At 65.7% G+C, this 24,382-nt stretch carries 25 protein-coding genes and 1 tRNA gene; 9 read left to right on the top strand and 17 right to left on the bottom strand.

Annotated features, from left to right (window positions below; genetic code table 11):
* The first annotated feature begins 73 nt into the window (after positions 1 to 73).
* The gene (locus MEU52_RS01440) at positions 74 to 1,414 is read left to right on the top strand and encodes a dicarboxylate/amino acid:cation symporter (RefSeq protein WP_238121732.1); all 1,341 of its coding nucleotides are present in this window, start codon (positions 74 to 76) and stop codon (positions 1,412 to 1,414) included.
* Positions 1,415 to 1,509: 95 nt separating this feature from the next.
* Here the strand turns inward: MEU52_RS01440 and MEU52_RS01435 are convergent, their stop codons facing one another.
* Positions 1,510 to 2,211 (bottom strand): pirin family protein, encoded by a 702-nt coding sequence (locus MEU52_RS01435; protein WP_238121733.1) that lies wholly within the window; start codon positions 2,209 to 2,211, stop codon positions 1,510 to 1,512.
* 122 nt (positions 2,212 to 2,333) lie between these two features.
* On the opposite strand from MEU52_RS01435, the gene MEU52_RS01430 reads away from it, so the two are divergent.
* Positions 2,334 to 3,269: a LysR family transcriptional regulator gene (locus tag MEU52_RS01430; RefSeq protein ID WP_238121734.1), complete on the top strand. Its 936-nt coding sequence runs from the start codon at positions 2,334 to 2,336 to the stop codon at positions 3,267 to 3,269.
* Between the two features lie 97 nt (positions 3,270 to 3,366).
* Here MEU52_RS01430 and MEU52_RS01425 read toward each other — a convergent pair whose 3' ends face one another.
* The 3 genes from MEU52_RS01425 to MEU52_RS01415 all read right to left on the bottom strand — a co-directional run bounded on the left by MEU52_RS01425 (position 3,367) and on the right by MEU52_RS01415 (position 5,766).
* Positions 3,367 to 4,320 carry a ribose-phosphate pyrophosphokinase gene (locus tag MEU52_RS01425; protein WP_238121735.1) on the bottom strand — a complete coding sequence of 318 codons (954 nt, stop codon included), beginning with the start codon at positions 4,318 to 4,320 and terminating at the stop codon, positions 3,367 to 3,369.
* An 85-nt stretch (positions 4,321 to 4,405) separates the two neighbouring features.
* A complete protein-coding gene (locus MEU52_RS01420; protein ID WP_238121736.1) occupies positions 4,406 to 5,101 on the bottom strand; it encodes a hypothetical protein in 696 nt (231 codons plus the stop codon).
* Positions 5,102 to 5,214: 113 nt separating this feature from the next.
* A complete protein-coding gene (locus tag MEU52_RS01415; RefSeq protein WP_238121737.1) occupies positions 5,215 to 5,766 on the bottom strand; it encodes an RBBP9/YdeN family alpha/beta hydrolase in 552 nt (183 codons plus the stop codon).
* Positions 5,767 to 6,063: 297 nt separating this feature from the next.
* On the opposite strand from MEU52_RS01415, the gene MEU52_RS01410 reads away from it, so the two are divergent.
* From MEU52_RS01410 to pbpC, 3 genes are all read left to right on the top strand, one after another.
* Positions 6,064 to 6,651, top strand: a complete 588-nt coding sequence (locus MEU52_RS01410) for a glycosyltransferase (protein ID WP_238121738.1) — start codon at positions 6,064 to 6,066, stop codon at positions 6,649 to 6,651.
* Between the two features lie 269 nt (positions 6,652 to 6,920).
* On the top strand, positions 6,921 to 12,230 hold the full coding sequence (locus MEU52_RS01405) for an alpha-2-macroglobulin family protein (protein ID WP_238121739.1): 5,310 nt from the start codon (positions 6,921 to 6,923) through the stop codon (positions 12,228 to 12,230).
* Positions 12,227 to 14,353, top strand: coding sequence for a penicillin-binding protein 1C (gene pbpC / locus MEU52_RS01400; RefSeq protein ID WP_238121740.1), 2,127 nt, complete (start codon positions 12,227 to 12,229; stop codon positions 14,351 to 14,353). Before MEU52_RS01405 ends, pbpC begins: the two co-directional genes overlap by 4 nt.
* Positions 14,354 to 14,550: 197 nt before the next feature.
* On the opposite strand, the gene MEU52_RS01395 is transcribed toward pbpC, so the two are convergent.
* Entirely contained in the window at positions 14,551 to 14,766 is a 216-nt protein-coding gene (locus tag MEU52_RS01395) for a DUF1127 domain-containing protein (protein ID WP_238121741.1), read from the bottom strand.
* Positions 14,767 to 14,992: 226 nt separating this feature from the next.
* Here MEU52_RS01395 and MEU52_RS01390 point away from each other — a divergent pair.
* Positions 14,993 to 15,066 (top strand) — tRNA-Gln (locus MEU52_RS01390).
* A gap of 59 nt (positions 15,067 to 15,125) precedes the next feature.
* Here MEU52_RS01390 and MEU52_RS01385 read toward each other — a convergent pair.
* From MEU52_RS01385 to MEU52_RS01360, 6 genes are all read right to left on the bottom strand, one after another.
* Complete coding sequence (locus MEU52_RS01385) at positions 15,126 to 16,118, bottom strand: tyrosine-type recombinase/integrase (protein WP_238121742.1); 993 nt, start codon at positions 16,116 to 16,118, stop codon at positions 15,126 to 15,128.
* A gap of 28 nt (positions 16,119 to 16,146) precedes the next feature.
* Positions 16,147 to 16,341: a hypothetical protein gene (locus tag MEU52_RS01380; protein WP_238121743.1), complete on the bottom strand. Its 195-nt coding sequence runs from the start codon at positions 16,339 to 16,341 to the stop codon at positions 16,147 to 16,149.
* Positions 16,342 to 16,345: 4 nt separating this feature from the next.
* Positions 16,346 to 16,543, bottom strand: coding sequence for a helix-turn-helix domain-containing protein (locus MEU52_RS01375; protein WP_238121744.1), 198 nt, complete (start codon positions 16,541 to 16,543; stop codon positions 16,346 to 16,348).
* A gap of 4 nt (positions 16,544 to 16,547) precedes the next feature.
* Positions 16,548 to 17,135, bottom strand: coding sequence for a hypothetical protein (locus MEU52_RS01370; protein WP_238121745.1), 588 nt, complete (start codon positions 17,133 to 17,135; stop codon positions 16,548 to 16,550).
* A 96-nt stretch (positions 17,136 to 17,231) separates the two neighbouring features.
* Positions 17,232 to 17,693 (bottom strand): hypothetical protein, encoded by a 462-nt coding sequence (locus MEU52_RS01365; RefSeq protein ID WP_238121746.1) that lies wholly within the window; start codon positions 17,691 to 17,693, stop codon positions 17,232 to 17,234.
* Between the two features lies 1 nt (position 17,694).
* Positions 17,695 to 18,045: a hypothetical protein gene (locus tag MEU52_RS01360; RefSeq protein ID WP_238121747.1), complete on the bottom strand. Its 351-nt coding sequence runs from the start codon at positions 18,043 to 18,045 to the stop codon at positions 17,695 to 17,697.
* Between the two features lie 205 nt (positions 18,046 to 18,250).
* Here MEU52_RS01360 and MEU52_RS01355 point away from each other — a divergent pair, with 205 nt between their 5' ends.
* The 3 genes from MEU52_RS01355 to MEU52_RS01350 all read left to right on the top strand — a co-directional run bounded on the left by MEU52_RS01355 (position 18,251) and on the right by MEU52_RS01350 (position 19,250).
* Positions 18,251 to 18,484 carry a helix-turn-helix domain-containing protein gene (locus tag MEU52_RS01355; RefSeq protein WP_238121748.1) on the top strand — a complete coding sequence of 78 codons (234 nt, stop codon included), beginning with the start codon at positions 18,251 to 18,253 and terminating at the stop codon, positions 18,482 to 18,484.
* Between the two features lie 222 nt (positions 18,485 to 18,706).
* Entirely contained in the window at positions 18,707 to 18,838 is a 132-nt protein-coding gene (locus MEU52_RS21715) for a hypothetical protein (RefSeq protein WP_273546210.1), read from the top strand.
* A gap of 205 nt (positions 18,839 to 19,043) precedes the next feature.
* Positions 19,044 to 19,250: a DUF2442 domain-containing protein gene (locus tag MEU52_RS01350; protein ID WP_238121749.1), complete on the top strand. Its 207-nt coding sequence runs from the start codon at positions 19,044 to 19,046 to the stop codon at positions 19,248 to 19,250.
* Between the two features lie 381 nt (positions 19,251 to 19,631).
* Here the strand turns inward: MEU52_RS01350 and MEU52_RS01345 are convergent, their stop codons facing one another.
* The 6 genes from MEU52_RS01345 to MEU52_RS01320 form a co-directional block, all read right to left on the bottom strand.
* Positions 19,632 to 20,126 carry a hypothetical protein gene (locus MEU52_RS01345; protein WP_238121750.1) on the bottom strand — a complete coding sequence of 165 codons (495 nt, stop codon included), beginning with the start codon at positions 20,124 to 20,126 and terminating at the stop codon, positions 19,632 to 19,634.
* Positions 20,110 to 21,453: an HD domain-containing protein gene (locus MEU52_RS01340; RefSeq protein ID WP_238124994.1), complete on the bottom strand. Its 1,344-nt coding sequence runs from the start codon at positions 21,451 to 21,453 to the stop codon at positions 20,110 to 20,112. Before MEU52_RS01340 ends, MEU52_RS01345 begins: the two co-directional genes overlap by 17 nt.
* Before the next feature lie 215 nt (positions 21,454 to 21,668).
* Positions 21,669 to 23,264 carry a terminase large subunit gene (locus tag MEU52_RS01335; RefSeq protein WP_238121751.1) on the bottom strand — a complete coding sequence of 532 codons (1,596 nt, stop codon included), beginning with the start codon at positions 23,262 to 23,264 and terminating at the stop codon, positions 21,669 to 21,671.
* Positions 23,245 to 23,670 (bottom strand): phage terminase small subunit P27 family, encoded by a 426-nt coding sequence (locus tag MEU52_RS01330; protein ID WP_238121752.1) that lies wholly within the window; start codon positions 23,668 to 23,670, stop codon positions 23,245 to 23,247. The genes MEU52_RS01335 and MEU52_RS01330 overlap by 20 nt, the downstream gene beginning before the upstream one ends.
* Positions 23,671 to 23,682: 12 nt before the next feature.
* A complete protein-coding gene (locus MEU52_RS01325) occupies positions 23,683 to 23,985 on the bottom strand; it encodes a head-tail connector protein (protein WP_238121753.1) in 303 nt (100 codons plus the stop codon).
* Positions 23,982 to 24,365: an HNH endonuclease signature motif containing protein gene (locus MEU52_RS01320; protein WP_238121754.1), complete on the bottom strand. Its 384-nt coding sequence runs from the start codon at positions 24,363 to 24,365 to the stop codon at positions 23,982 to 23,984. The genes MEU52_RS01325 and MEU52_RS01320 overlap by 4 nt, the downstream gene beginning before the upstream one ends.
* Positions 24,366 to 24,382: the final 17 nt, after the last annotated feature.

The raw sequence follows: 24,382 nt of genomic DNA, 5'->3' as shown, positions 1-24,382 counted from the left end.
CGTTGCGCAACCCATCCTGCTGCGACGCCCCCCGACATAAGAGGTGCGACGCGGCTGGCGGAGGAAACGGTCCATGGCCCCAGTGCTCCCGGCGGCGGCGCCTGCTGCGCCCCGCAGGCTCCATCAGCATCTCTATGTGCAGGTCCTCGTCGCCATCGGCGCGGGCATTCTGCTCGGCCACTTCTATCCAAGCCTCGGCGCGGACATGAAGCCGCTGGGCGACGCCTTCATCAAGCTGGTGAAGATGGTCATCGCGCCGGTCATCTTCCTGACGGTGGTGACCGGCATCGCCGGTATGCGCGATCTCGGCAAGGTGGGGCGCGTGGCCGGCAAGGCCATGATCTACTTCCTCACCTTCTCCACCCTGGCGCTGATCATCGGCCTGATCGTCGGCAATACGATTCAACCCGGCGCCGGCCTCAACATCGATCCGGCGACCCTCGACCACAAGGCGGTGGCCGGCTACGCCGCCAAGGCCCACGACCAGTCCATCATCGGCTTCCTGATGGGCATCATCCCCAACACGCCGGTGAGCGCGCTGGCCTCGGGCGACATCCTGCAGGTGCTGTTCTTCTCGGTGCTGTTCGGCATCGCGCTTGGCGGCATCGGTGAGCGCGGCGAGCCGGTCATGACGGTGCTGCAGTCGGCGGCCCAGGCCATGTTCCGGCTGGTGGCGATCTTGATGAAGGCGGCGCCCATCGGCGCGTTTGGCGCCATGGCCTTCACCATCGGCAAGTACGGCATCGGCTCGGTGGCGAATCTCGCCTTCCTGATCGCCACGTTCTACTTCACCTCCATCATTTTCGTGGTGGGCGTGCTGGGGCTGGTGGCGCGCTACAACGGCTTCTCCATCTTCGCGCTGCTGCGCTACATCCGCGAGGAGCTGCTGCTGGTGCTGGGCACCTCTTCTTCCGAGGCGGCGCTGCCGAGCCTTATGGAGAAGATGGAGCGGGCCGGCTGCGGTAAGTCGGTGGTGGGGCTTGTCATTCCCACCGGCTATTCGTTCAACCTCGATGGCACCAACATCTATATGACGCTGGCCTCGCTGTTCATCGCCCAGGCGGTGGGCATCCAGCTGTCGCTCTGGGATCAGCTGCTGCTGCTGCTGGTGGCCATGCTGTCGTCCAAGGGCGCGGCGGGCATCACCGGTGCCGGCTTCATCACCCTGGCCGCCACCCTTTCGGTGGTGCCCTCGGTGCCGGTGGAAGGCATGGCGCTGATTCTCGGCATTGATCGCTTCATGTCGGAATGCCGCGCACTCACCAATTTCGTCGGCAATGCGGTGGCCACCATCGTGGTGGCGGGCTGGGAGAAGGACCTGGATCGCGACCAGCTGAACGCGGCGTTGTCGGGCCGGATACCCGATGCCACGGACCAGCTGGCCCTCGCCACCGCCGACGGTCCGGAGGACTGAGAGGGATCGGCCTGCGGGAGACGGTTCGCGTTCACGACGAACGGCCGGTGAGATCACTCACCGGCCGTTTTTGTGTGTGGGTCTTTCGCAGGTCGTCAGGCGGCGTCCACCAGGATGACTTCCGCATCCTCAAGCGCCTTCACCTCGATCCGCGCCTCGTCACGGATGGCGGCGCCATCCCGCTCCGCCACCGGCGTGCCGTTGACCTCCACAGATCCGCGGGCGGGCACCAGATAAAGGTGGCGGCCGGCCTCCGGCTCATAGACCGCGCTCTCGCCGGCCTTGAGGGTGGCGGCCACGAGGCGCGCGTCGGCGCGGATCATCAGGGCGTCGTCGGCGTCGCCGTCGCGGCCGCTCGCCAGAGTGACGAACCGGCCGGAGCGCTCGCCCTTCGGGAAGGGCCGGGCGTCCCATCGCGGCGCGCCGCCGCGGGTCTCGGGGATGATCCAGATCTGGAAGATCTTGGTGGGACCTTTCTCCAGATTATACTCCGAGTGGCGAATGCCCGTGCCGGCGCTCATGACCTGCACATCGCCGGCCTCGGTGCGGCCGCGATTGCCATGGTCATCCTGGTGGGTGATGGCCCCTTCGCGCACATAGGTGATGATCTCCATGTCGCGGTGGGGATGCAGCGGGAAGCCGGTGCCAGGGGCGATGTCGTCATCGTTCCACACCCGCAGATTGCCCCAGTGCACGCGGTTGGGGTCGAAATAATCCGCGAACGAGAAATGGTGCTTCGTATCGAGCCAGCCGTGGTCGGCGCCGCCGAGACGCGAGAAGGGACGCAGGTCGATCATGGGGTGAACTCCTCCCGGCCGGCGTTCCCGCACAAGGGCGCGGGCAGCGCTTCCGGTCCCGTTGGACATGGAGGGAATATGGCATTGATCTCGTGGGCCAAAAGTGGAAACAATCGAAACCCATGGTTTCCATTTCTATCCCACAGCGCCTGCCGGATCTCGAAGCCTGGGCGATCTTCGCCAAGGTTGTCGAAGTGGGCTCGTTCGCCCGCGCCGCGGCCGATCTCAACCTCTCCAAGGGGACGGTTTCCAAGGCCATCGGCCGCCTGGAACTGCGGCTTGGCACCCGCCTGCTGAACCGCACCGCGCGCCATCTCTCGCTGACCGCCGCCGGGCGGGCCGCTGCGGTGAGCGCCGGGCGACTGCTGGCGGAAGCGGAGGCGGCGGAGGCCGAGGCCCTCTCCCAATCCGTGGAGCCGCAGGGGGTGGTGCGGCTGGCGGCTCCCATGTCGTTCGGCCTGCGCCACGTGGCGCCGCTGTTGCCGGAGTTGCTGGAGATCTTTCCCAAGCTCTCCATCGACCTGCATCTGGCCGATGCGCAGGTGGACCTGTTGGCGGACGGGTTCGATCTGGCACTGCGCATTGCCAGCCTGCCGGCCTCAAGCCTGAAGATGCGGCGCATCTGCACCGTACGGCGCATGCTGGTGGGGGCCCCGGCCTATTTCGCCCGCGCCGGGCGGCCGGAGCATCCCCGCGATCTGAACAGCTATCGCTGCCTGGGCTATGCCTATCTGCCCGCCCCGGACCGCTGGCGCTTCGTGAATGCCGCCGGCGAGGTCGAGACGGTGACGCCTTCGGGGCCGCTGCGCGCCAACAATGCCGACGCGCTGACGCCCATGCTGCTGGCGGGGCAGGGCATCGCCGTGCAGCCGGAATTCATGGTGTGGCAGGATCTGGCGGCTGGTCGGCTCGAACGGGCATTGTCCGGCTGGTCGATGCCGGACGTGGATCTCAGCATTCTGCTGCCTCCGGGTGGCCTGAAGCCGGCGCGGGTCACGGTGGTGGTGGATTTCCTGGCCGCGCGCCTGGCCGCCGCGCCCTGGGCGGAAGCGGGCTGAGCCGCTGCCGCGTCGCATCGGAGAGGCGCGGACAAAAGAAAACCTCCGCCGGAGGGCGGAGGTTTAGCGTGGGGCAGCCTTGCGCGGTGTCGTCGGCTCAGTCGAACAGGCTGGAGACCGATTCCTCATGGGCGGTCCGCGCCACCGCCTCGCCGATGAGGCCGGCGATGGAGAGCACGCGGATGTTGCGGGCCACCCGGACCGCTTCGGTCGGCAGGATGGAATCGGTGATCACCAATTCCTTGAGCTTGGATGCGGTGATGCGGGCCACCGCGCCGCCGGAGAGCACGCCATGGGTGATGTAGGCGGTGACTTCCTTGGCTCCACGCGCGAGCAGCGCCTCGGCGGCGTTCACCAGGGTGCCGCCGGAATCCACGATGTCGTCCACCAGGATGCAGGAGCGGCCTTCCACATTACCGATGACGTTCATCACCTCGCTCTCGCCGGGGCGCTCGCGGCGCTTGTCGACGATGGCGAGCTGGGCGTCGATGCGCTTGGCCAGGGCGCGGGCGCGCACCACGCCGCCTACGTCGGGCGACACCACCATGAGGTTGGAGAGCTCGAACCGCTCCTTGATGTCGCGCACCATCACCGGGGCGGAATAGAGATTGTCGGTGGGGATGTCGAAGAAGCCCTGGATCTGCCCGGCGTGGAGGTCGAGGGTCATCACGCGGTCAGCGCCGGCGTGGGTGATGAGATTGGCGACCAGCTTGGCGGAAATGGGGGTGCGCGGGCCGGGTTTGCGATCCTGGCGGGCGTAGCCGAAATACGGCAGCACCGCGGTGATGCGCTTGGCCGAGGCGCGGCGGAGCGCGTCGATGATGATCAACAGCTCCATCAGGTGATCATTGGTGGGGAACGAGGTGGACTGGAGGACGAACACGTCCTGGCCGCGCACGTTTTCCTGGATCTCGACGAAGATCTCCATGTCCGCGAAGCGCCGCACCACCGCTTTGGTGAGGGGGGTCGCGAGATAGGCGGCAATAGCTTCCGCGAGCGCGCGGTTGGAATTGCCCGCGACGAGCTTCATAGGACCATTTTCCGCTGACATCTGACGCTCCGCCCCGGCGTTGCGGGTCTCTCAAGGCTTGGGACGCTCTGATAGGCGCCTCGTTCGGACCTTGTAAAGGTCCAGTTCACTGAGCTGCATAGGCAAGTGCGGCCGGTGAGGAAGGGGCCAGCGCTGCGGTTGCATCAGCCACCGGCCCGGTGGCTGTGGCGGCCGACGCTGCCGGTGCCGCGTCGGCACCCGTTGCCGCCGGCGCGGCTGTCGCGGCGGTTTCCACCGGCGCCGGCTGGGCCGCCGGGGCGGTGCTGCCTCCGACGCCGAGCGCCTGCGCGAAATCGGCCATCGAGCGATCGGCGATGCGGGCCAGAACCGCGTCGTCACACGCCGACCAATTGGCGGAACCCTTTGTCGACGCGCCCTTTTCCTCGCCGGTGATGCGCACCACACGGGTCTTGCCGGGGTCGTAGACATCCCAGGCATAGGCGCAGCTCGCCTTGCCCCGTTCCACGTGCATGGACAGGTAGCCCTTGACGCGATAGGCGCCCTGGTCCTCCCGTGAGGCCACCTTCACCTGCCGGCTCTGGGCCTCATCGGACAAGTGGCCCACTAGCTTGTCGAACGTGGCCTTGGGCGGTCCGTCGATGGAGTCGAAGGCAAGCGCGCCGTTGGCGGACATCCCGGCTCCGTCGGTCTGGCATGCGGCGAGCGCAAGGCTCATCAACAGCATGCCGGTGCGCAGCACGGCGGGTGCGGCACGCAGGCCGTTCGACGGGTGGCGTGAGGGGTGGTCGGGCGTGGCGGGGGCCTTCGGATTGTCGACCATGGCCTCTGGTGCCCGCATGACGGCTCCTGCTCGCTGTCCAATGGCGCAAGAGGTAGCGGCAAACGCGGGCGCGGTCCACAAAAACGGTTAAAAGGTTGTTAACGCCGCCGCGCCTAGCGGAGGGATTGCAGCAAGCCCATGAACCGCATGGAGCCTTCCGGCCAGGGGCCGAATCCGGCACCGCCATTGATGTGGCCGGCATCGCCGGCATCCACCAGCTCGCCGCCCCAGGCTGCAGCCAACTTTTCGGCCGCCTCGTAGCTGCAATAGGGGTCGGTGCGGCTCGCTACCACAACGCTGGGAAAGGGCAGGGGCTGGCGCGGCATGGGGACGAAGCTGGCGAACAGCGGGTTGCGCGGCTCGGCCTCCAGGTCCGGCGGTGCCACCAGGAAGGCCCCCACGACCTTGCCGGCCGGCAGCAGGGGCGCGGCATGGGCGAGGGTGGTGACGCCGAGCGAGTGGGCGACGATCACCACCGGCCGCGGCGCCGCGGCCACCGCCTCCACCACGGCCTGCGTCCAGGCCGTGCGGCTCGGCTGGGAGAAATCCGCCTGGCGCACGCGGGTGGCGGTGGTCAGCCGGCTTTCCCAACGGCTCTGCCAGTGATCGGCATCGGAATCGTTCCAGCCGGGGACAATGAGGATGGACGTGTCGGACGATTTCATAGCGGCTTTCCGGCATGGCTTGGAGGACGCGAATCTCACGGCGGCACCCTCACCCGAGGGCTTGCCACATCGCCGAGGCCAGGGCGAGGCAGCTGACGGGCCATGCAATTACAGATTGCGTGTATGCAAATAAGTGGCTTTTGGCTGTGATGATGGGCGAATGGCGCAGGGCTGGGGTCGCAGAGCGGTGATTTTGCGCCATTCCGGTACGGTTTCACGCCCCTTCGGTTGCATTGCGGCATCGACGTTGCCATGCACAGGAGATATAGCTGTCACAAAGTTGCGGAGCCCTTGTCCTTGCTGTCGGTCGTCATCGCCACGCACAATTCCGAACGCCAGCTGGTGCCGGTGTTGTCGGCCCTCGTTCCGGGGGTCACGGCCGGCGTGCTGCGGGATGTGGCGCTGGTGGACAACGGCTCCACCGACGACACCGCCGCCATCGCCGATGCGGCAGGTTGCACCTTTCTGCATACGGTGAGCGACGTGGGCGTGCGGCTGAAGCAGGGCGCTGCCCAGTCGCGCGGGCGCTGGCTGCTGTTTCTCGCCCCCCAGTCTCTGCTGGAAGAAGGCTGGGTGCGCGAGGTGGCCAATTTCATCGAAACCGCAGAGCGTCGCGGGCAGTCCGAGCGGGTGGCCGCCACCTTCCGCCTGGCTGTGGATGGCTATGGCCTGCGCCCGCGGCTGGGCGAGGCCATGGCGGCGGCGCGGCTGGCGCTGCTGGGGCTGCCCCAGCCCCCCCAGGGCCTGCTCATTTCCCGCAAGCATTACGAGCGGCTGGGCGGACATCCTGCAGGGGTGCGGGCGGAACGGCGGCTGGCATCGCGCATCGGCCGGCGCCGCATCCATTTGCTGCGGACCCACGTGCTCCTGCCCGATCCAACCTGAGCGGCAGCGAAATTCCGCGAGGGAACGATTCCCCCTTGGCGAGCGACGCGCCTTGCGCCTAGATGACGGCGCGGGGTCGGGCCGGTTCGTCGCGGGATGCGGTGAGCCGGTGCCGGTGAGCCATTTCTGATGACATGAGGGGATGACGCGCAGCGCGGAGCCCATGTGCCGGAAGTGCCCTAAACCCGCACGACCATCGCACCCTTGCCCGGACCACCGCCCGCGCGCAGACCCTCCAAGCCACGGCGCATCGCGTCGAGGGAGGGGCCATGGAACGTCGTCTCGCGAAGGCTGAAGGGCGCCGGCGTGCCCGGGCGATGAAGGGCCTGCTCACGGGCGTTCTGGCGGTCGGCTGCGTGGTCGCATCCAGCTGGATGGCCGGCCTTGCCTGGGCCCAGCCGCAGCGCCCGCCGGTGCCGCGCCCGGCGCCGGCGACCATGGCACCGGCGGAGCCCGCCGGCGCCAAGACCTTCCAGCGGAGCGACCTGGTCACTGGCGCCAGACGTTACGAGCGTCAGCTGCGGCGCGAGGCCCGGCCGCTCGCGGTGCCGCTGGAGCGGGCCCGGCGGGAGGCGGACCAGGCCTTCCAGCGCAACGATGCCCGTTCCGCCGCCGCGGCCTATGCCGCCCTGGCCCTGGCGACGCCGCAGGATGCCACGGTGTGGATGCGCCTCGCCCGGTCGTTGGCGGCCATCCGCCCCACCGACACGGAAGACGGCAGCGCCTTCACCGACAACGCGTTTGCCGCTGCCTACATCGCCTATCGCCGCGCCCCGACCCGCGCCGGCGAGGCGGAGGCGCTGGCCTTCCTGGCCCGCCAATATGCGGCGCGGGGCCTGTGGAGCGCGGCGCTCGAGACCATGAAGACGGCGCTCGCCCTGCGCGACACACCGGAGGAGCGGGCGTTCTATGACAAGCTGCGCGACGAGCACGGCTTTCGGCTGGTGGATTACACGGTGGAATCCGATGCCGCCGCGCCCCGCGTGTGCGTGCAGTTTTCCGATGACCTGGCGCCGGCGACGGATTTCTCGCCCTTCCTGCAGGTGCGCGATCGCGATAAGCCGGCCCTCACCTCAGAGGCGCGGCAGATCTGCGTGGAGGGGCTCACGCATGGTGAGCATTACACGCTGAATGTGCGGCCCGGCGTGCCCGCCGCCAATGGCGAACGCACCCGCCGCCCCACCGAACTCTCCATCTATGTGCGTGATCGCCGGCCCGGCGTGCATTTTACCGGCCGCAATTATGTGCTGCCGCGCACCGGCCAGAAAGGCATTCCGCTGGTGTCGGTGAACACACGGGCGGTGGCGGTCAACATCCTGCGCATCGGCGATCGGGCCCTGGTGCCCACGGCGCTGCAGGGAGATTTCCGCCAGGGGCTCGACAGCTATGTGCGCGAGCGGCTGGCCGATGGCAGCGCCATTACCGTCTATTCCGGGGTGCTGGAGGTGGACAGCCCGCTCAATACCGATGTCACCACGGCGGTGCCCATCACCGAGGCGGTCGGGCCGCTGCTGCCGGGCGTCTATGTCATGACCGCCAAGCCCGAGCACGAGCTGGGTGAGGACGATTATGGCGCCGAGGCGACCCAATGGTTCATCGTCTCCGACCTCGGCCTGACCGCCTTGTCGGGTCAGGATGGCGTGCATGTGCTGGTGCGGGCGCTCAGCAGTGCCGAGCCGATGGCCGGTGCCCGCCTGCAACTGGTGGCGCGCTCCAATGAGGTGCTGGGGGAGGTGACCACCGACGCCGCCGGCTATGCCCGCTTCGACCCCGGCCTGTCGCGCGGGGCCGCGGGGCTGGAGCCGGAGGTGGTGATCGCCCGTACCACGGCCGGCGACTATGCCTTCCTTTCGCTCAAGGACAGCGCCTTCGATCTGACTGACCGGGGTGTGGCCGGGCGCGAGGCGCCGCGCGCCCTCGATGCGTTCCTGACCTCCGAGCGTGGGGTCTACCGTTCCGGCGAGACGGTGCATCTCACCGCGCTGCTGCGCGATGCCCAGGGCCGCGCCTCCGACGTGCCGGTGACCCTGGTGCTGCAGCGGCCGGATGGGGTGGAGGATCGCCGGCTGGTGCTCAACCCGCGCGCCGCCGGCGGGCGGGTGGTGGATCTCGACCTGCTGAAGGGCGCCATGACCGGCACCTGGCGGGTGAAGGCGTTCAGCGACCCCAAGGCGGCGGCCATCGGCGAGACCGCCTTCCTGGTGGAAGACTATGTGCCGGACCGGGTGGAATTCACCCTCTCCACCGGTGCCCCTCAGGTGTCCCGTGGCCGGCCGGTGGAGGTGCTGCTGGAAGGGCGCTTCCTGTTCGGCGCACCCGCCGCCGCCCTCGATGTGGAGGCCGAGACGGAGATCCGCCTGGCCAGCGCGCGCAAGGGCTTCGACGGCTATCGCTTCGGCAATGGGGATGACGAGGTGCTGGCCGATCGCCAGCCGGTGGCGGAGACGCCCCGCACCGATGCCACCGGCCGCTCCACCCTGCGGCTGACCACCGGCGACCTGCCGCGCACCGACCGGCCGCTGGAGATGCAGGCGCTGGTGCGGCTGGTGGAGGCGGGGGGCCGCGCGGTCCAGCGCACCCTGGTGCTGCCGGTGGCGCCCGCCGGCAGCGTGATTGGCGTGAAGCCGCTGTTCTCCGATCGCGTGCGCGAGGGCGAGCCCGCCAGCTTCGACGTGGTGGTGGCGGGCGTCGACGATACCCTGCTGGCGGCGCCCGGCCTCACGTGGCGCCTGTCGCGGCTGGAGACCCGCTACCAATGGTACAAGGTTGGCGGCTCGTGGGATTACGAGCCGGTCAAGATCGTCAGCCGGGTTGGCGAGGGGCAGATGGATGCGGTGGCGGGCGGACCCGCGCGCCTGACCGTGCCCACCACCTATGGCCGCTACCGGCTTGATCTCACTGGCGACGGCCTGCCGCTGACGAGCTTCTATTTCGATGCCGGCTTCGGTGGCGACGGCACCGCCGACACCCCGGACAAGCTGGAGCTCAGTCTGGATCGCTCCGCCTATCGCAGCGGCGATACGGTAAAGGCGACCCTCACCGCCCGCACTGCCGGCACCGCCACCGTCATGGTGGTGAACGAGGGCCTGCTGGCGCAGCAGACGCTGCCGGTGCGGGCCGGCGCCAACGGGGTGAGCTTTACCGCCGACCCGAGCTGGGGGCCGGGGGCCTACCTGGTGGCCTTCATGCACCGGCCGCTGGACGTGGCGGCGGGCCGCATGCCCGGCCGCGCCATCGGCCTCGCCTGGTTCTCGGTGGATCGAGCCGAGCGCACCTTGCAGGTGGAGCTGACCCCGCCGGCGCAGATGCGGCCCGATGCCGATCTTGCGGTGCCGGTGCGGGTGAGCGGAGTGGAGCCCGGCGGCCGTGCCTTCATCACCATTGCGGCGGTGGATGTGGGCATCTTGAACCTCACCGGTTTCAAGACTCCCGCGCCCGATGACGTGATCTTCGGCCAACGGCGGCTCTCCAGCGAGATCCGCGACCTTTATGGCGCTCTCATCGATGGCATGCAGGGCAACAGCGGGCGGCTGCGCTCGGGCGGCGACGGCATGGAGCAGGCGCTGCAGGCGAGCCCGCCCACCCAGGCGCCCCTCGCCCTGTTCTCGGGCATCGTGCCGGTGGCGGCCGATGGCACCGCCCTCGTCACCTTCCCCATCCCCGCCTTCGACGGCACCGTGCGGCTGATGGCCATGGCCTGGAGCGCGGAGAAGCTCGGCCATGCCGCCACCGACGTGGTGGTGCGCGACAAGGTGGTGGTGCTTGCCACGCTGCCGCGCTTCCTTGCCGCTGGGGATCGTTCCACCCTCACCCTGGACCTCACCAATGTGGAGGCGCCGGCCGGCACCTATGCCTTGGACGTGACGGCCAGCGGTGGCGCGCGCATCACCGCGCCGGCACCGGCGGTGAGCCTCGGGGAAAAGCAGCGGCAGACCCTGCGGCTGCCGGTGGAAGGCCAAAGCGTCGGCCCGGCGCATGTCGATGTGCGGTTGAGCGGGCATGGGGTGGACCTGGTGCGCCGCTTCGCCTTCACCGTGCGCCCGGCCTATCCGGAGATCGAGCGGCGCACGGTGCGCAGCCTTGCGCCGGGGGAGAGCCTCACCCTGTCCAAGGCCCTGCTGGGCGATGTGCTGCCCGGCACCGGCGCGGTGGCGGTGAGCGTGAGCCCCGACAGTGCCCTTGATGTGCCGGCCCTGCTGGCCGCCCTCGATCGCTATCCCTATGGCTGCTCCGAGCAGATCACCAGCCGGGCGCTGCCGCTGCTCTCCTTCAACGAGCTGTCGGCGCTGGTGGGCCGCGCCAGCGATCCCGACGCCGGCGGGCGCATCCGCGATTCCATCACGCGGCTGATGGCGCGCCAGGGCTCGGACGGCTCATTCGGCCTGTGGGCGGCGGGCGGCGATGATGCCTGGCTCGACGCCTATGTGGCGGATTTCCTGACGCGGGCGAAGGAGAAGGGCTATGCGGTGCCGGACCAGGCCTTCGCCCTCGCCCTTGATCGCCTGCGCAACGTGGTCAACATGGCCGGGGCCAATATGCAGTCCTCCGGCGAGGGGGTGGCCTATGCCCTCTACGTGCTGGCGCGCAACGGCCGGGCTCCGCTGGGCGATCTGCGCTATCTCGCCGATACCCGACTGAAGGATCTGTCGTCGCCTTTGGCTCAGGGGCAGGTGGGTGCCGCGCTGGCCCTGCTGGGCGACCGCACCCGGGCGGAGCGGGTGTTCAACACCGCCCTCGGCGGCCTGCCGGCGACGCCGGTCGCGCCCGTGGCCGGGCGGGCGGATTTCGGATCGCTGCTGCGTGATGCGGCCGCCCTCACCGTGCTGGCCCGCGAGGCCGGCTTCGCCCAGGACGCCAGCCGCGCCCTGGCCCGGGTCGACGCGGCGCGGAGCGTGACCGGGCGCACCTCCACCCAGGAGAATGCCTGGATGGTGCTGGCGGCGGCGTCCCTGGTGGAGCGCGCCAAGGCCATGACGCTAGAGGTGAACGGCGCGGTGGAGCACGGCGTGTTCGGCCGCACCCTGTCTCGGGCGGACCTGGATGCCGGCACGGTGACCCTTCGCAACACCGGGGCGGAACCGGTGAAGGTGGTGGTCTCCGTGCTCGGCGCGCCGGTGGCGCCCGAACCTGCCACCGCCCATGGCTTCAGCCTGGAGCGGCGCTACTACAGCCTCGACGGCAAGCCCGCCGATCCCGCCAAGGCGGCGCAGAACCAACGCTTCGCCGTGGTCCTCAAGGTGGAGGAGACCGAAAGCGCCTTGGCCGACATCCTGCTGGTGGACTATCTGCCGGCCGGCTTCGAGATCGAGAATCCCAGCCTGGTGCAGGGGGGCGCCGATGGCGGTTTCGCCTGGCTCGATGAGACCAGCGAAACCAGCCACGTGGAGTTCCGCGACGACCGCTTCGTCGCCGCCGTCACCCGCCAGGAAGGGGATGCGCCGTTCGTGGTGGCCTATGTGGTGCGCGCGGTCTCGCCGGGCCGCTATGCCCATCCTCCGGCGGTGGTGGAGGATATGTACCGCCCCGATCGTTTTGCCCGCACCGGCACCGGCATGGTGGAGGTGGGAGCGGCGCGATGAGCCCGTCGTGTCCACCCCCCTCGGGTGTGCCTCGGTCCGCCGACCCGGTGCGCCACGGCGCTGTGGCGCGGGGGGCTGGCATCGCGTTCATCGTCGCTGCCTGCGCGGTGGGGGCGGGCGTCGCCGGCCTTGCCGGGGTGCGGGCCGCCGCGCCGCGCGCGCCGCAGCCGGAGGTGGCGCGCGAGGTGGTGGACCGGGATGGCCAATTGCTGCGCCCGTTCGCTCTGCCTGATGGGCGCTGGCGTTTCGCCGCCACCGTCGACGCGGTGGACCCGCGCTTTCTCGCCCTGCTCGAAGCCTATGAGGACAAACGCTTCTTTCGCCATGGCGGCGTTGATCCCCTGGCGCTCCTGCGGGCAGCGGGGCAGGGGCTGGGGGCGGCGCGGGTGGTGTCCGGCGGATCCACCCTCACCATGCAGGTGGCGCGCCTGCTGGAGCCGCCGCGGCCGCGCACCCTCGCCGCCAAGCTCGCCCAGATGCGCCGGGCGCTGGAGCTGGAGGCGCGGCTGTCGAAGGCGGAGATTCTCACTCTCTACCTCACCCTTGCGCCCTACGGCGGCAATATCGAGGGCATCCGCGCGGCGACCCTGACCTATTTCGGCAAGGAGCCCCGGCGGCTCACGCTGGGGGAAATGGCGCTGCTGGTGGCGCTGCCCCAGGCGCCGGAGGCGCGCCGGCCCGACCGGCATCCCGAGCGCGCCCGCGCCGCCCGCGACCGGGTGCTGGAGCGCCTGCTGCGCGAAGGGGTGCTCTCCGCCGATGAGGTGCGGGTGGCGAAGGCCGAGCCGGTGCCCCGGGCGCGCCGGCCCATGCCGCAGCGGGCGCCGCATCTGGCCGAGGACATGGTGGCAGCGCGGCCCACCCTGTCCCGGCATCACCTGGCGCTGGACGGTGGCTTGCAGGAGCGGCTCGAAAGCCTGGTGCGGGAGCGGACGGCGGCGCTGGGCCGGGGCCTGTCGGCGGCCATGGTGGTGGTGGACAACGCCAGCGCCGAGGTGCGGGCCTATGTGGCGGGTGCTGATTTCACCGATCGCACGCGGGCCGGCGAGGTGGATCTCGCCCGCGCCGTGCGTTCGCCCGGCTCCACCTTGAAACCCTTCATCTATGCCCTCGCCTTCGATGACGGCATCGCCCACCCCGAAACCCTTATCGAGGATCGGCCGGTGCGGTTCGGGGCGTGGCGGCCGGAGAATTTCGACCGCGGATTCCAGGGCACGCTGTCGGTGCGCAAGGCGCTGCAATTGTCCCTCAACGTTCCCGCCGTGCGCCTGCTGGATGCGGTGGGGCCGCAGCGATTGGCAAGCCGGTTGGGCGAGGCCGGCGCCCATCTGGAACTGCCGCCGGGCGCCGCCCCAGGGCTGCCCATGGGGCTCGGTGGCGTCGGCATCCGCCTGGTGGATCTCGCTATGCTCTATGCCAGCCTGGCGCGCGGGGGAACGGCGCATCCGCTGGTCTACCGGCTGGACGAGGGGGCGCTGGCAGCGCCGCGGCGGGCGGAACTGGTGGGCGAGGTGGCCGCCTGGTACGTCGGCCAGTGCCTGCTCGGAACCCCGGCGCCCGAGAACGCGCTCGGTGGACGGATCGCCTTCAAGACCGGCACCTCTTACGGCTACCGGGATTCGTGGGCGGTGGGCTTCGACGGCCGGCGCACCGTGGCGGTGTGGGTGGGGCGGCCCGATGGACAGCCGGTGGCCGACCTCACCGGGCGGGCCGCCGCCGCGCCGCTGCTGTTCGATGCCTTCGCGCGTATCGTTCGCCGCCCGGCGCCGCTGGCGCTGGCCCCGCGCGGCGCCGTGGTGGCCGCCAATCCGCGCCTGCCGCCGCCGCAGCGGCACTTTGCCAGCGATGGCCGCGGGGGGGGCCTGCAACTGGTCTATCCGCCGGAGGGCGCTCGCCTCTCCCAGGATGCGGACGGCGCCGCGGCGGGGCGTGACGTCGACGGGCTGGTGGTGAAGGTGGAGGGGGGCGTTCTGCCGCTGACCTTGCTGCTCGACGGACGCCCGGTTGCAGCGGCCAGCCAGCGCCGGGTGCTGTTCTGGACGCCCCGTGGCAAGGGCTTCGCACGGCTCACCGTGATCGACGCCGCCGGGCTGACCGACAGTGTCATGGTGCGGGTCGAATAGGCGTCAACTGGGCCGTTGCAACTGGGCCGTTGCGGCCAAAGAAAATCCCGCGCACCGAAGGTGGCGGGATGAGGCACTGGGAGGAAACGATAAAGAGCAGGCTATCAACGGGTGAAGCACATCGGCGCCACCTATTATAGATCCCGTGCTGTGGTCTTCCGGGACATGGCCCCGGAAGTGGAACACCACAGCTACCGTCAATGATGACCGAAAACGACGACCTGCGGAATGTCTTCCTGCTTCAGGCCCATCTGCTCCAGCTCGCTGTTGCTCAGATGCGCCAAGTCTTCGTAGCGGTCAGCCATGCGCCGAGCTTCGGCAACCGCACCAAAGAACTCCACCATTGCGGTGCCGATACGCGCCAGGAACCCATGATGATGAATGTTCGCCATGTCGGCGGTTACGGAAGCCATCGTCATCTCCATCTGTTGACTTTGAGATAGGCCTCTTGCGTGCAATGCAACAGATGGATTTGTGCATAGCACCATTGCGGGCGCCGAATGCGTGAAGCAGGCAGCTGGCCTGTGGATGACGTCAAAAGGGGCTAGACCGGCTGCGGAGGATTGCGTATAGAGCCCTCCTCCTCATGAGGAGCTAGCCAATTGGCCCGCCGCCGAAGCGCGATCCGGAGCCAAATGGTGGGGGATAGTTCAACGGTAGAACCGCGGACTCTGACTCCGTTAATCCTGGTTCGAATCCAGGTCCCCCAGCCAATTGATTTCGCTACGCTTTTCTCTTTCTCAGAACAGAACAAAATGCGTTGGTCGGACGCTCAGTCGGGAATTTTCGTTCTCGTTTCGAGCTTCCTGATTGCGCTCTCGGCCAAGGCCGGATCGCGGGCGAGGTAGTGCGCGTCGAGGATCGAGCGCACGTCGCGCAGGCTGTGCCCGGTGAGGGTGGCGATTTCCGCTTCAGTGCAGCCAGCGAGCGCTAGGCGCGTGACAGCGGTGCCGCGCAAATCGTTGAAAGTGAGGCCCACGATGCCGGCTTTCGTGCAGGCCTTGCGCCACGAGACGCGAAAGCCGTCCGGCGTCCAAGGCTTCCCCTCCAATGTCACCAGCATGACCGGGCTGCGACGCGGCGCGGAGTCAAGCAACGCCTTCAGCGGCGCGCCAACGGGGATGACGACGCGCGCGCCGGTCTTGTTCTGACGAAGGCGGATCTTCCCCCCGTCATAGGCGGACCACACCAAGGACAGGAGGTCCCCCTGGCGCTGCCCCGTCCACAGGGCGAGCATGAAGGCCAGACGGGGATGGGCCGGCGCGTGCTGCATGAACTGCGCCTCGTCATAGGCCGTCCAGACGTTCTCCGCACGTGAGCCACGATAGAGGCGCCCGCCACGGGTGCAGGGGTTGGCCACCACCAGGCCCCGGTCATGTGCCCATGACAGAATGCGGGCCAGCACGCTCCAAGCATAATCCGCCTGTCGGCGGGAATTGGCGGCGAGCTGGTCGCGCCATTCCATGAAGACGGCGCGGCTGCGACGGTCGGCGAGCGCGGAGAGAGGAAAGTCGATGAACTCGGCCTCGATCTTCTTGATTTGGCGCACATAGTCGAAGCGGGTGCGCTCGGCGAGCTGGCGGAAATCGTCGCTCTGCTGATAGGCCGAAAGAATGGAGAGCATCACGCCAGCCGGCGGCTGATGCTTGCGCGAAACCGCCTCGTTGTACGCGTCCATGAACTTCGGATCACCCGGCTTACCGGGCAGGCGCGGGCCGCCCTTCCAGGCATACCAGTAGGTCTTCAGGGTGCCATCAGCGAGCACCTTGCGCTTGGAGTTCAGGCCCTTGAGCCTAACGCGAGCCACGATTGTTCATCCATTTATCAAAGGACGTGGCCGCCGGGGCGGAAGTGGCCTCGGCGGTAATGATCGTGATCTTTCCGGCCGGATCGATCTCAACGCGCGACACCTTCTCACCGGCAGATGCAACGCCCTTCACGGCGCGGGCGACATCGGCTTGCTTGAAGGGCACGGGACGGCGCGCCATGAGGTCATCCTTTCTTGCGGTTGAGGTTTTTCAGCGCTTCGCGCTCAAGGATCAGCGGGCTTGTGCGTCCGCCACAGCCGCCCTTGGTGGCGGGGAGAATGCCCTTGCGGACCATCCGGGTTACGGTGCGCTCGCAGACGCCCAGCTCGTGGGCGATCTGCTTTGCGGTCTTCAGGGGGCGATTTTCATTCGGCATGGTCATTGCGTCAGTCGCCGCGACGGGAAAGTCGGACGAATGCCTTGCCTTCAAGACGCTGTGCGAGGAATTGCACGCCCATATATTTTAAATTGTATACTGTAACTGGACCGCTTTGCTGAAGAAACGCCTTGTTTCCCTTCATGTCTTCGGAGAATGAACGATTGAGATCGTCTGTGAATTCGTGTTCATTGTGGGGAAATGACCACGACCAAATGACGAGGTAACGGCGAAAATCAGTGTCGAGTCCGCAATCGGAAAATACTTTCTCTTCCGGCGTATTTGATTCGACGCAGAACCTTTCGATGTCCTGTGCTTCACCCTCATACGCATCCGCAAACTTGAGGGCATGATAGACAAGCCCCCTCGCTACGATCTTCGCGGAACTTCCGAACGTGTCCGGCCCAAATCCGTGGTCGGACAGCTGCTTGAGTGCGTACATCTCCGCAAGGTCGAACACATTGAAGCGGGCGTGTCCGGTAAAGCTCGGGAGAAAGCCGCGGTGCCGATAGTCGCGCTGCATTGCCGTGGAAAGGCCGGTGACGGCCTCTGCCTCAGCAGGGCGAAAGAGGTTGAGGCTGGGAACGATCGTTGCCATACGTAGTGTCTACCACGATTCAAAAATCGTTGGAAGGGCTACGTTTTGAATTTTAGCCGCGGTGCAACAGTGGCATTCTCTGAATGCCAAGATCCGTCACCGCGCATCTTGCTCGCGGTCCGAGCACACCCCGCAATACGTCCCTCCGTTCTCGCGGGTCACCCAGCCAAGGCTTGGCTCTGTATCGCCGTCGTCGTCGTCCTCATCGCCGTTCATTTCGCAATCGTCCGGGCCGGAATAGACGAAGCCGCTGCCATGACGCTCCAGCGAAGTGAACTCGCGATCGGCGTCTGGGCCTTCAGGCCCATCCCCAGCGTCTCGCTCCCGGTCAGCATCATCGTACCGAACAATGCCGACGCCCGGTGAGCCCTCGGGGAAGTATCGGCCCGGTTGTCCTCCTTCCCAGCTGAGGCTGGGCTCGTCGTCATTGTCGGGCTCAAGGTCCGGGTCGTCCTCCAAGCTGTCGAGGAGGTCCACCAAGCTTTCGATGGCTGCGGCGACGCGGGCGCGGAAGCGGCTTGTCTCCACCATCTCGAAGGTGCGGATGCTCTTGCCCATTTCAGCGATCCTCCGCGAAGAGAGGGCCATCATCGACGCCGTAGAAGGTCCTGGCATTGGGATAGAGTCGGGGGCCGGCGCGAACGATGGCATAGGCAGCCATGTGGGGGCCTCGCTGCATCATCTCCGGTGTCGTGCCGCTGAAGGTGGGCGTGATCGGCATATCCGCGCCGTAATAGTCGGCGAAGGCTTCCTGCAGGCCCTTCATGTGGTGGCGGATACGTTCTTCCGGGGTTTCCATCGCTACCACGGGCACCGCAAGCGTGGCGCCCGCTGCCGTGAAGCCGAGGGCCCGAACCAGGAAATTGCGGCGATCGGTGAGGAGGGTGTGGCGCTTGGGGATGATCGACATCAGTGCATCTCCCCGTTCGTGCGCGTTGCGCCCGCAACGAAGCGGGCGGCGGCGGCTTTGAAAGGCAGGCCGCAGTTGGCAAGCGTCTCCCGTTCGCGGACATGGGTGCCCATGCGCGTGCTCCTGTGGTAGAACTGATTTCAGTGCATCGTACTGATAACTGTACATCGTCAGTACGTCAATAGGAAATCAGGACACTGTCACGATGTTGGCTGTTCAATGCCGCATGGCGAGAGCCGCTGTGGGCTGGGGAGTGCGCGATCTCGCGAAGGCTGCTGGCGTTTCAGTCGACACAGTGAGCCGGCTGGAGAGGGGAGAGGTATTGCTTCCCCGCACGGTCGAGGCGATCCAGCATGCCCTGGAAGCCGCCGGCGTCGAGTTCATCCCCGAGAATGGCGGCGGGGCCGGTGTGCGGCTGCGGAAGGCGCCGGCTGAATGAGCAGGGTGCGAGACGAACGTTTGAAGCTGTTGGCGAATGCGTTGGACAGAGCATCCACCGCGTGCCTCACGGTTGGTTTTCTGGCCCCAATGGCCGCGGCCTATTACGGACCAGAGGATGCGCTGCCGTCTTTGCTGATCATGGCCACGGGCTGCGCCACTTGGATCGGCGCGGCTTTCAGCCTACATTATGGGGCATCCGGTGTGTTGAAGGGCCTTTCCGATGACTAGCATTCAATGGTTTGCGCTTGTCATCCTGCCCGCCGCCATTGCAGCGTTCGGGGTGGTGGTCGGTTTGCGTGCCCGCCGTGAGGCGGCGCAGCATCACGGCAAGCATCTCCCGGCAGGAGAATGAGCGTTCCCGTTCATCGGGCTTGAAAGACCATCTCGCGATGGCAGGGCGCGCCGGACGAAGTCGTTTCAGCGCGCCCTCGTCGTTTCTGATGGCATAGACAACGTCTGTCGTTTTCCGCGCCGAGGGCTTCCGCTTCCATTTCTATTCGAAGGAAGGCATGGACATTTCGGCTAGGGCGACCTTTGTCTGGTTTGATGATGTATAGATGTGGGGCGCGCTTGAGGATGGGCGGACCATCGGCGTTCCGCTGGTGTGGTTCCCGCGCCTGCTTCGCGGGGCCCTGGAACAGCGCGCAGACTATTTCATCAGCCCCAGCGGTCTGCATTGGGATGCGTTGGATGAGGATATCTCCATCAATGGCATCCTGGCAGGCCGGCGCGATCAGACACGTCCCGACACGCGCGCGGCTTGAGGGCTAATTGCCGTAGGCTCGAGCGGTTGTGCTCACGTTCGTGCGGTGCGCCTCAAGTCCACCGCGAGATGGTGGGCTTGAGGCAGTGGAAACGGGGCGGTGACGCATTGTGTGTGTCGCGTCGTCATCGACCGCTGGCCGAAGAGGATGGCGGGAGCTTCCTCGCGCGCGTGCCTTCTCTGCCCGGCCGTATGTCCGATGGTGAGACGCTCAGAGAGGCGAGAACAAACGCTTGAGACGTAATCGTTGCGTGGGCGAGCGTCCATAAGCGGATCTAAGAGTAAGATTTCCTCACGCGACCATCCTAATAAACAGTCCTCCGAAAACACAATATTTGAATTAGCCAATCATTTCGGAAATATAAGCTGTTCCTATGGCAGTTTAAACCAAAAATGAACCGAGATCCGCCAGCAGCGCTTTCGCCTTTTCAATCCTCTTTGGCGTAGCTTTAGATGGCTTCCGAATGGCTGTTTCCGCCCAGGGATCAGCCGCAAAACCATTCCTTTCGAGGAAGTTCGCTGTGGCTGCGAGCTCAAGGGTAATTGAATCAACCGATGCGAGCTTGCCCAAGATCGCGCGCTTTTGCTGCGACTCAGGCTCTTCAATGCCGACAATTGGCGCCGTATATACTGCATACTCTATGCCATCGGCGGTGCTTCGCCAATCCACATTAAGAATCTGCAAGACTTCAGCATCGCGGGCAGAGGTTGCTACCTCTTCGCTATAGGGGCCATAATGGTAATAATCGTAATCAAATCCATACCCTAAATGCGCAACTTCTAGAAAATAGAGAGTCTTCTGCAACCTCGTCCGGCCAACAATCTTCCCCCCGTTAAGGGATACAACTTCAGCGATTGCTTCAGGGGCGTTGACCATTTTTCATACCCTCTATCATTTTCCAGATCTTTTCTTTTGCCTCTGCGTCTCGCACGTACACACGATATACAGACTTTTTACTAAGTGCCTTGACCACTTCTGAGCGATTTGACAAATCCTCATATGAGCTTCCATCTTCGCGGCGAATCAGCACTTTCTGAAGCGCTTCCATCCCCTCGTACCCCCTCCTTTTGTAGGGATCTCGGGATGGCTCGTCTTCGAACACGGAAAATTTATCAATCTCATTTGAGTCTTTTGCCTTCTTTAGGGCCGCCTTGAACCTGACGACCGAATCATCCCTCCCGGCAAAGGCAGTCCCTACGTCAATAGCCTTGTATAACTTCCTGCTTCGTAAACGTTGAGCCAAATGCGCGCATTCTGAATCGCTGCTACTTGATATAACACCCAGCGCGGCCCATATCACAAAATCGTCCAATGCAAGATAGGTCTTCAAAGAGCGCTCGCGGAGAAATGCCACAAGCGGGTTGTTTTCTGGTAGCCCGACACTCTCCCACTCTTCCCTCTCGCACAGATCGCCCAGGTGGCAGAGAATGGCAGTGAGCATTTTCTCTGCTGACCGCGTCGCCTTATGAAAATATACAGCAAAGTACATTTGAAACAAACCGAGAACATAAGCCTCTGCAGCTTGCAGCGCTTTGTTGCCGAGCACAAGGCTTTGCACCTCAGCAAATCGTTCATTATCTGTTGATAATGTAATCGTGTCTACTTCCAGATTCGCGAGCAGCCAGGAATAATCAAATCCTCCATGTTGAGTTCCTGTCATCAATCTATCGCGCCTTATATAGTCAAGTCGATCGGCATCAAATTGACTAGATACAATAGACGAATATATATCTCTTGGCTCTGTCGTTAATAAAGACGCAACATCTGATCTAAATGAACTTCCAAAATTAGTTTCAATCACATTCCCGACGCTGGTGTCTCCAGATATAATGTCGCCTGTCCATAGTTCATGTTTTTTTGTTTTTCTTAATTTATTTCTATCTATCTCTTTTATGGCATCTTCAAACGCGTGGCTAAATGGGCCGTGACCTAAGTCATGCACAAGTGCCGCTGCCATAGATACTTGCGCACGATGTTCGTCAAACTCACTTCCAAGTATGTGCTTTACGTGGGATGATAATTGTCTCGATGTGTGAAATACGCCGATACAATGTATAAATCGAGTGTGCGACGCGCCTGGATATACAAGCTCAGAAAATCCAAGTTGCTTTATCCTGCGCAATCTCTGGAATTCATCGGAATCGATGGCAGACCATATCATTTGCTCGAAATCGGATGTGTCGAATTCGATAAGGTCGTGCAATGGGTCTCTAATTCGTTGGAGCTTTGGCACCGTCGGACCTCAATGGAGCTTTTGCAACCATGAGTACTAGATTCGTTGCCGCTCTGAAAGGAGATCGGCCCTGGTGACCCGATGCAGTCGGGTTAGATTTTTCAATTCATTGAAACACGTACCCAAAAATTGGGAAGGCAATAGCCCGTCTCATATGATGCATATATTTGAAATATATGATATTTTCACATCACCATCATCTCGGCCGACCATTCCTCGCTATCATAGATAGAGCCACCCGCTCCGGCGGCGGCGCGGCTGATGGCCATGGCAGTGGCGACGGCGCCGTCGATGCGGTCGCGGCTCTTGCCCTTGTGGAAGACGCGGTTGCCGGCGGTGTCGGTGTGGACCGCCACATTGTCGACGTTCCAGCGCAACACCGGGTGGCCGCCATGGGTGAGCCGCCGGCCGATGATGGCCCGTTCCAGCTCCTTCACCGCCGGGGCCATGGTCGCCCAGTTCTGCCGCATCTCGACGGCGGGCAGGCCATCGTCGGCAAGGTTCATCATCATGTTGCGGGCAAGGTAGGGATCAAAGGCGATCTCCTGCACCTGGAAGCGCTCGCAAAGCTCGCGGATGGTGTCTTCCACCTGGCGGAAGTCCACCACATTGCCGGGCGTCGGGGTGATGAAGCCGCGCTCTGCCCAGGTGGGGTAGGGCACCCCGTCGCGGTCGGCGCGCAGGAGCAGATTGTCGGCGGGGCAGAAGAACCAGGGATGCACCACATAACCGTCCTCCCCGTCGCGCCAGGCGGCCACCACACAGGTGAGGTCGCCATTGGACGACAGATCGACGCCGAGCCAGCATGGCGCGTCCCGTAGGGCTTCCAGATCCACCGGGCCCGCGCCCTCGTCATAAACGCCCATGTCCACGAACGGGTCGGCGGAGTGGTCCAGCCACACATTGAGGTTCAGTTGCCGGAAGGCGTCGCGGTCGCCCGGCCGCCGCTCGCCCTCGCTCGCGAGCTGGCGCAGGCCCGCAAGGTCGGGATAGCCATGGGCCAAGCCGGGGTTCACCCTGTGCCACAGCGCTTCGTCGCGCCAATCGTCATCCTTGGAGGCCTCACAGAGGACCGGCAGAATGGACGGGTCCTTCACCTCGCCCCGCGCCACCTTGCGGGCATCATCGACGATATCGAAGGCGAGGTTCTCCTGTCCCCGCCCGGCGGTGGTGGCGACGATGAGCAGCGAGCCCCTGGTCTTCACCAGGCCGGATTTGAGCACGTCCCACAGGTCGCGCTTCTTCCAGGCGTGCAGCTCGTCGGCGAGCACGAAGGCCGGGGTGCGGCCGTGCTGGGTGCCGGCATCGCAGGAAATGGCCTCATAGAAGCTGCGCCATTTCGTGTTCACCAGCCGGTTCTTGTATTCCTGGGGTGCGGTTATGGCCTTCAGCGGTGGCGTGGTTTCGATAATGCCGCGGGCTTCCTCGAAGGCAATGCGGGCCTGCTTGCGGTCGGAGGCTGCCGAGATGACCTCGCCGCCGGGCACCCGTTCCGGGCCGAAGGTGTGGAGCAGAGCGAGGGCGGCACAGAGAGAGGTCTTGCGGTTGCCGCGCGGCAGGAGAAGCACCACGGTCTTGACGATGCGCGAGCCGTCGTCATCACAGGGGCCATAGATGCGCCGGACGATGTCTTCCTGCCAGGGATCGAGCTGGAAGGCGCGGCCGGCGACGCGGCTCTTGGGATGGCGCAGGGCGCGCAGGAACCGGACCGCCCGCTCGCCATAGCCGAACGGGTCGGGGATCGGGTCAGCCGCGTGCTGGTCAGTTGAGCCCGAGGTCACTGAACAGCCCGCCGCTGAAGAGGTCGTCGCCGCCCCCGCTCTTGATCGCCGGCCGGCCGCGGCTGGCCGGGGTGAGGCCGAGTTCCGCCGCCATCTGGCGGGCCTGGGTCATGCCGTCCGAGCGGATGGCGATGGCGGGATGCCGCTTCGGCCCGCTGGGGCCGGTGAAGGTGAGGCCCTCTTCGGCCAGGATGCGGTTGGCCTCGGCCACCTGGCCGATGGCGGTGCAGTAATTGGCGAAGATGGCGAGATCAGTGGCGGTGATGGTGCGCCGCTCGGTGAACAGCACCGGCAGCACCCGCACCCATTCGGCCCGCGCATCGGCGGTGAGCCATTCGGGCGGCTCCGGCACGCCCGCGGGCAGGGGTTCATCGGCAACGGGGATGTCTGCCTTGCGGCCTTTCATGACGGGCCTCCTTCAGAACGCCCGCAGGCGGTGCGGGTCGATGAGGTCGAAGAAGCCGAGGGGCATCTCGTCACCGGAGCTGCCCACCAGGGTGGCTTCCCGGTTCTCATAGAGGTGCGTGGCATAGAGCTTCATGGCATGCACCAGGGGCGCGGGAACGCCGTCGGCGAAGTCATCCAAGGGGCCGCACCAGCCTTCCACGAAGCCGCGGGCCGTTTCGATCAAGCGGACAAGGTCGGTGTCTTCGTCGTCGTGGTCGAGGCGCGCATGGGCCTTGAAATCGGCGAGGGGCAGGATGTCGAGGGTTTCGGTCATGCGGGCGCTCCGGTCTTGATGGGACGGCCGAACCCGCCTTCCTCGCGGATGGCCTTGGCGCGGTTGCAGCGCCCGCAGCTGGGCTGCCAGTTGCTGCGGCTCCAGAACAGCTTCATGTCGCCCTTGTGGGCCACCTTGTGGTCCACCAGCGTCGCCGGGGCACCGCAATGCACGCACCGCTCATGGCCCGGCAAAGCGAGGAAGGCCTTCGATTCCTTCTCCCATTTGGAGGTGTAGCCACGGGCGCGGGCGGAGGGGCGCCGGGCCTCATTGGCGCGCTCAAGGGCCTTCTTGCGCGCGGTTTGGATCGGGCAGCGCTCGCCATCACGCAGCACGGCGCCGCAGCCGCAAGAACAGATCCGGGGTGGACGTGTCGCCATGTGCATCTCCGATGGAA

It is taken from the genome of Xanthobacter sp. NM-25, from assembly GCF_022138605.1.
Taxonomy (GTDB): domain Bacteria; phylum Pseudomonadota; class Alphaproteobacteria; order Rhizobiales; family Xanthobacteraceae; genus Xanthobacter.
Note: the sequence above shows the minus strand (reverse complement) of the source record. Positions and strands in the feature narration are given on the sequence as shown.

What these genes read in the sequence shown, in the direction of transcription:
- MEU52_RS01440 (WP_238121732.1), top strand. Translation starts at nt 74, where the DNA reads ATGGCCCCAGTGCTCCCGGCGGCGGCGCCTGCTGCGCCCCGCAGGCTC.
- MEU52_RS01435 (WP_238121733.1), bottom strand. Translation starts at nt 2,211, where the DNA reads ATGATCGACCTGCGTCCCTTCTCGCGTCTCGGCGGCGCCGACCACGGC.
- MEU52_RS01430 (WP_238121734.1), top strand. Translation starts at nt 2,334, where the DNA reads ATGGTTTCCATTTCTATCCCACAGCGCCTGCCGGATCTCGAAGCCTGG.
- MEU52_RS01425 (WP_238121735.1), bottom strand. Translation starts at nt 4,320, where the DNA reads ATGTCAGCGGAAAATGGTCCTATGAAGCTCGTCGCGGGCAATTCCAAC.
- MEU52_RS01420 (WP_238121736.1), bottom strand. Translation starts at nt 5,101, where the DNA reads ATGGTCGACAATCCGAAGGCCCCCGCCACGCCCGACCACCCCTCACGC.
- MEU52_RS01415 (WP_238121737.1), bottom strand. Translation starts at nt 5,766, where the DNA reads ATGAAATCGTCCGACACGTCCATCCTCATTGTCCCCGGCTGGAACGAT.
- MEU52_RS01405 (WP_238121739.1), top strand. Translation starts at nt 6,921, where the DNA reads ATGGAACGTCGTCTCGCGAAGGCTGAAGGGCGCCGGCGTGCCCGGGCG.
- pbpC (WP_238121740.1), top strand. Translation starts at nt 12,227, where the DNA reads ATGAGCCCGTCGTGTCCACCCCCCTCGGGTGTGCCTCGGTCCGCCGAC.
- MEU52_RS01395 (WP_238121741.1), bottom strand. Translation starts at nt 14,766, where the DNA reads ATGGCTTCCGTAACCGCCGACATGGCGAACATTCATCATCATGGGTTC.
- MEU52_RS01380 (WP_238121743.1), bottom strand. Translation starts at nt 16,341, where the DNA reads ATGGCGCGCCGTCCCGTGCCCTTCAAGCAAGCCGATGTCGCCCGCGCC.
- MEU52_RS01375 (WP_238121744.1), bottom strand. Translation starts at nt 16,543, where the DNA reads ATGACCATGCCGAATGAAAATCGCCCCCTGAAGACCGCAAAGCAGATC.
- MEU52_RS01370 (WP_238121745.1), bottom strand. Translation starts at nt 17,135, where the DNA reads ATGGCAACGATCGTTCCCAGCCTCAACCTCTTTCGCCCTGCTGAGGCA.
- MEU52_RS01365 (WP_238121746.1), bottom strand. Translation starts at nt 17,693, where the DNA reads ATGGGCAAGAGCATCCGCACCTTCGAGATGGTGGAGACAAGCCGCTTC.
- MEU52_RS01360 (WP_238121747.1), bottom strand. Translation starts at nt 18,045, where the DNA reads ATGTCGATCATCCCCAAGCGCCACACCCTCCTCACCGATCGCCGCAAT.
- MEU52_RS01355 (WP_238121748.1), top strand. Translation starts at nt 18,251, where the DNA reads ATGTTGGCTGTTCAATGCCGCATGGCGAGAGCCGCTGTGGGCTGGGGA.
- MEU52_RS21715 (WP_273546210.1), top strand. Translation starts at nt 18,707, where the DNA reads ATGACTAGCATTCAATGGTTTGCGCTTGTCATCCTGCCCGCCGCCATT.
- MEU52_RS01350 (WP_238121749.1), top strand. Translation starts at nt 19,044, where the DNA reads ATGTGGGGCGCGCTTGAGGATGGGCGGACCATCGGCGTTCCGCTGGTG.
- MEU52_RS01345 (WP_238121750.1), bottom strand. Translation starts at nt 20,126, where the DNA reads ATGGTCAACGCCCCTGAAGCAATCGCTGAAGTTGTATCCCTTAACGGG.
- MEU52_RS01330 (WP_238121752.1), bottom strand. Translation starts at nt 23,670, where the DNA reads ATGAAAGGCCGCAAGGCAGACATCCCCGTTGCCGATGAACCCCTGCCC.
- MEU52_RS01325 (WP_238121753.1), bottom strand. Translation starts at nt 23,985, where the DNA reads ATGACCGAAACCCTCGACATCCTGCCCCTCGCCGATTTCAAGGCCCAT.
- MEU52_RS01320 (WP_238121754.1), bottom strand. Translation starts at nt 24,365, where the DNA reads ATGGCGACACGTCCACCCCGGATCTGTTCTTGCGGCTGCGGCGCCGTG.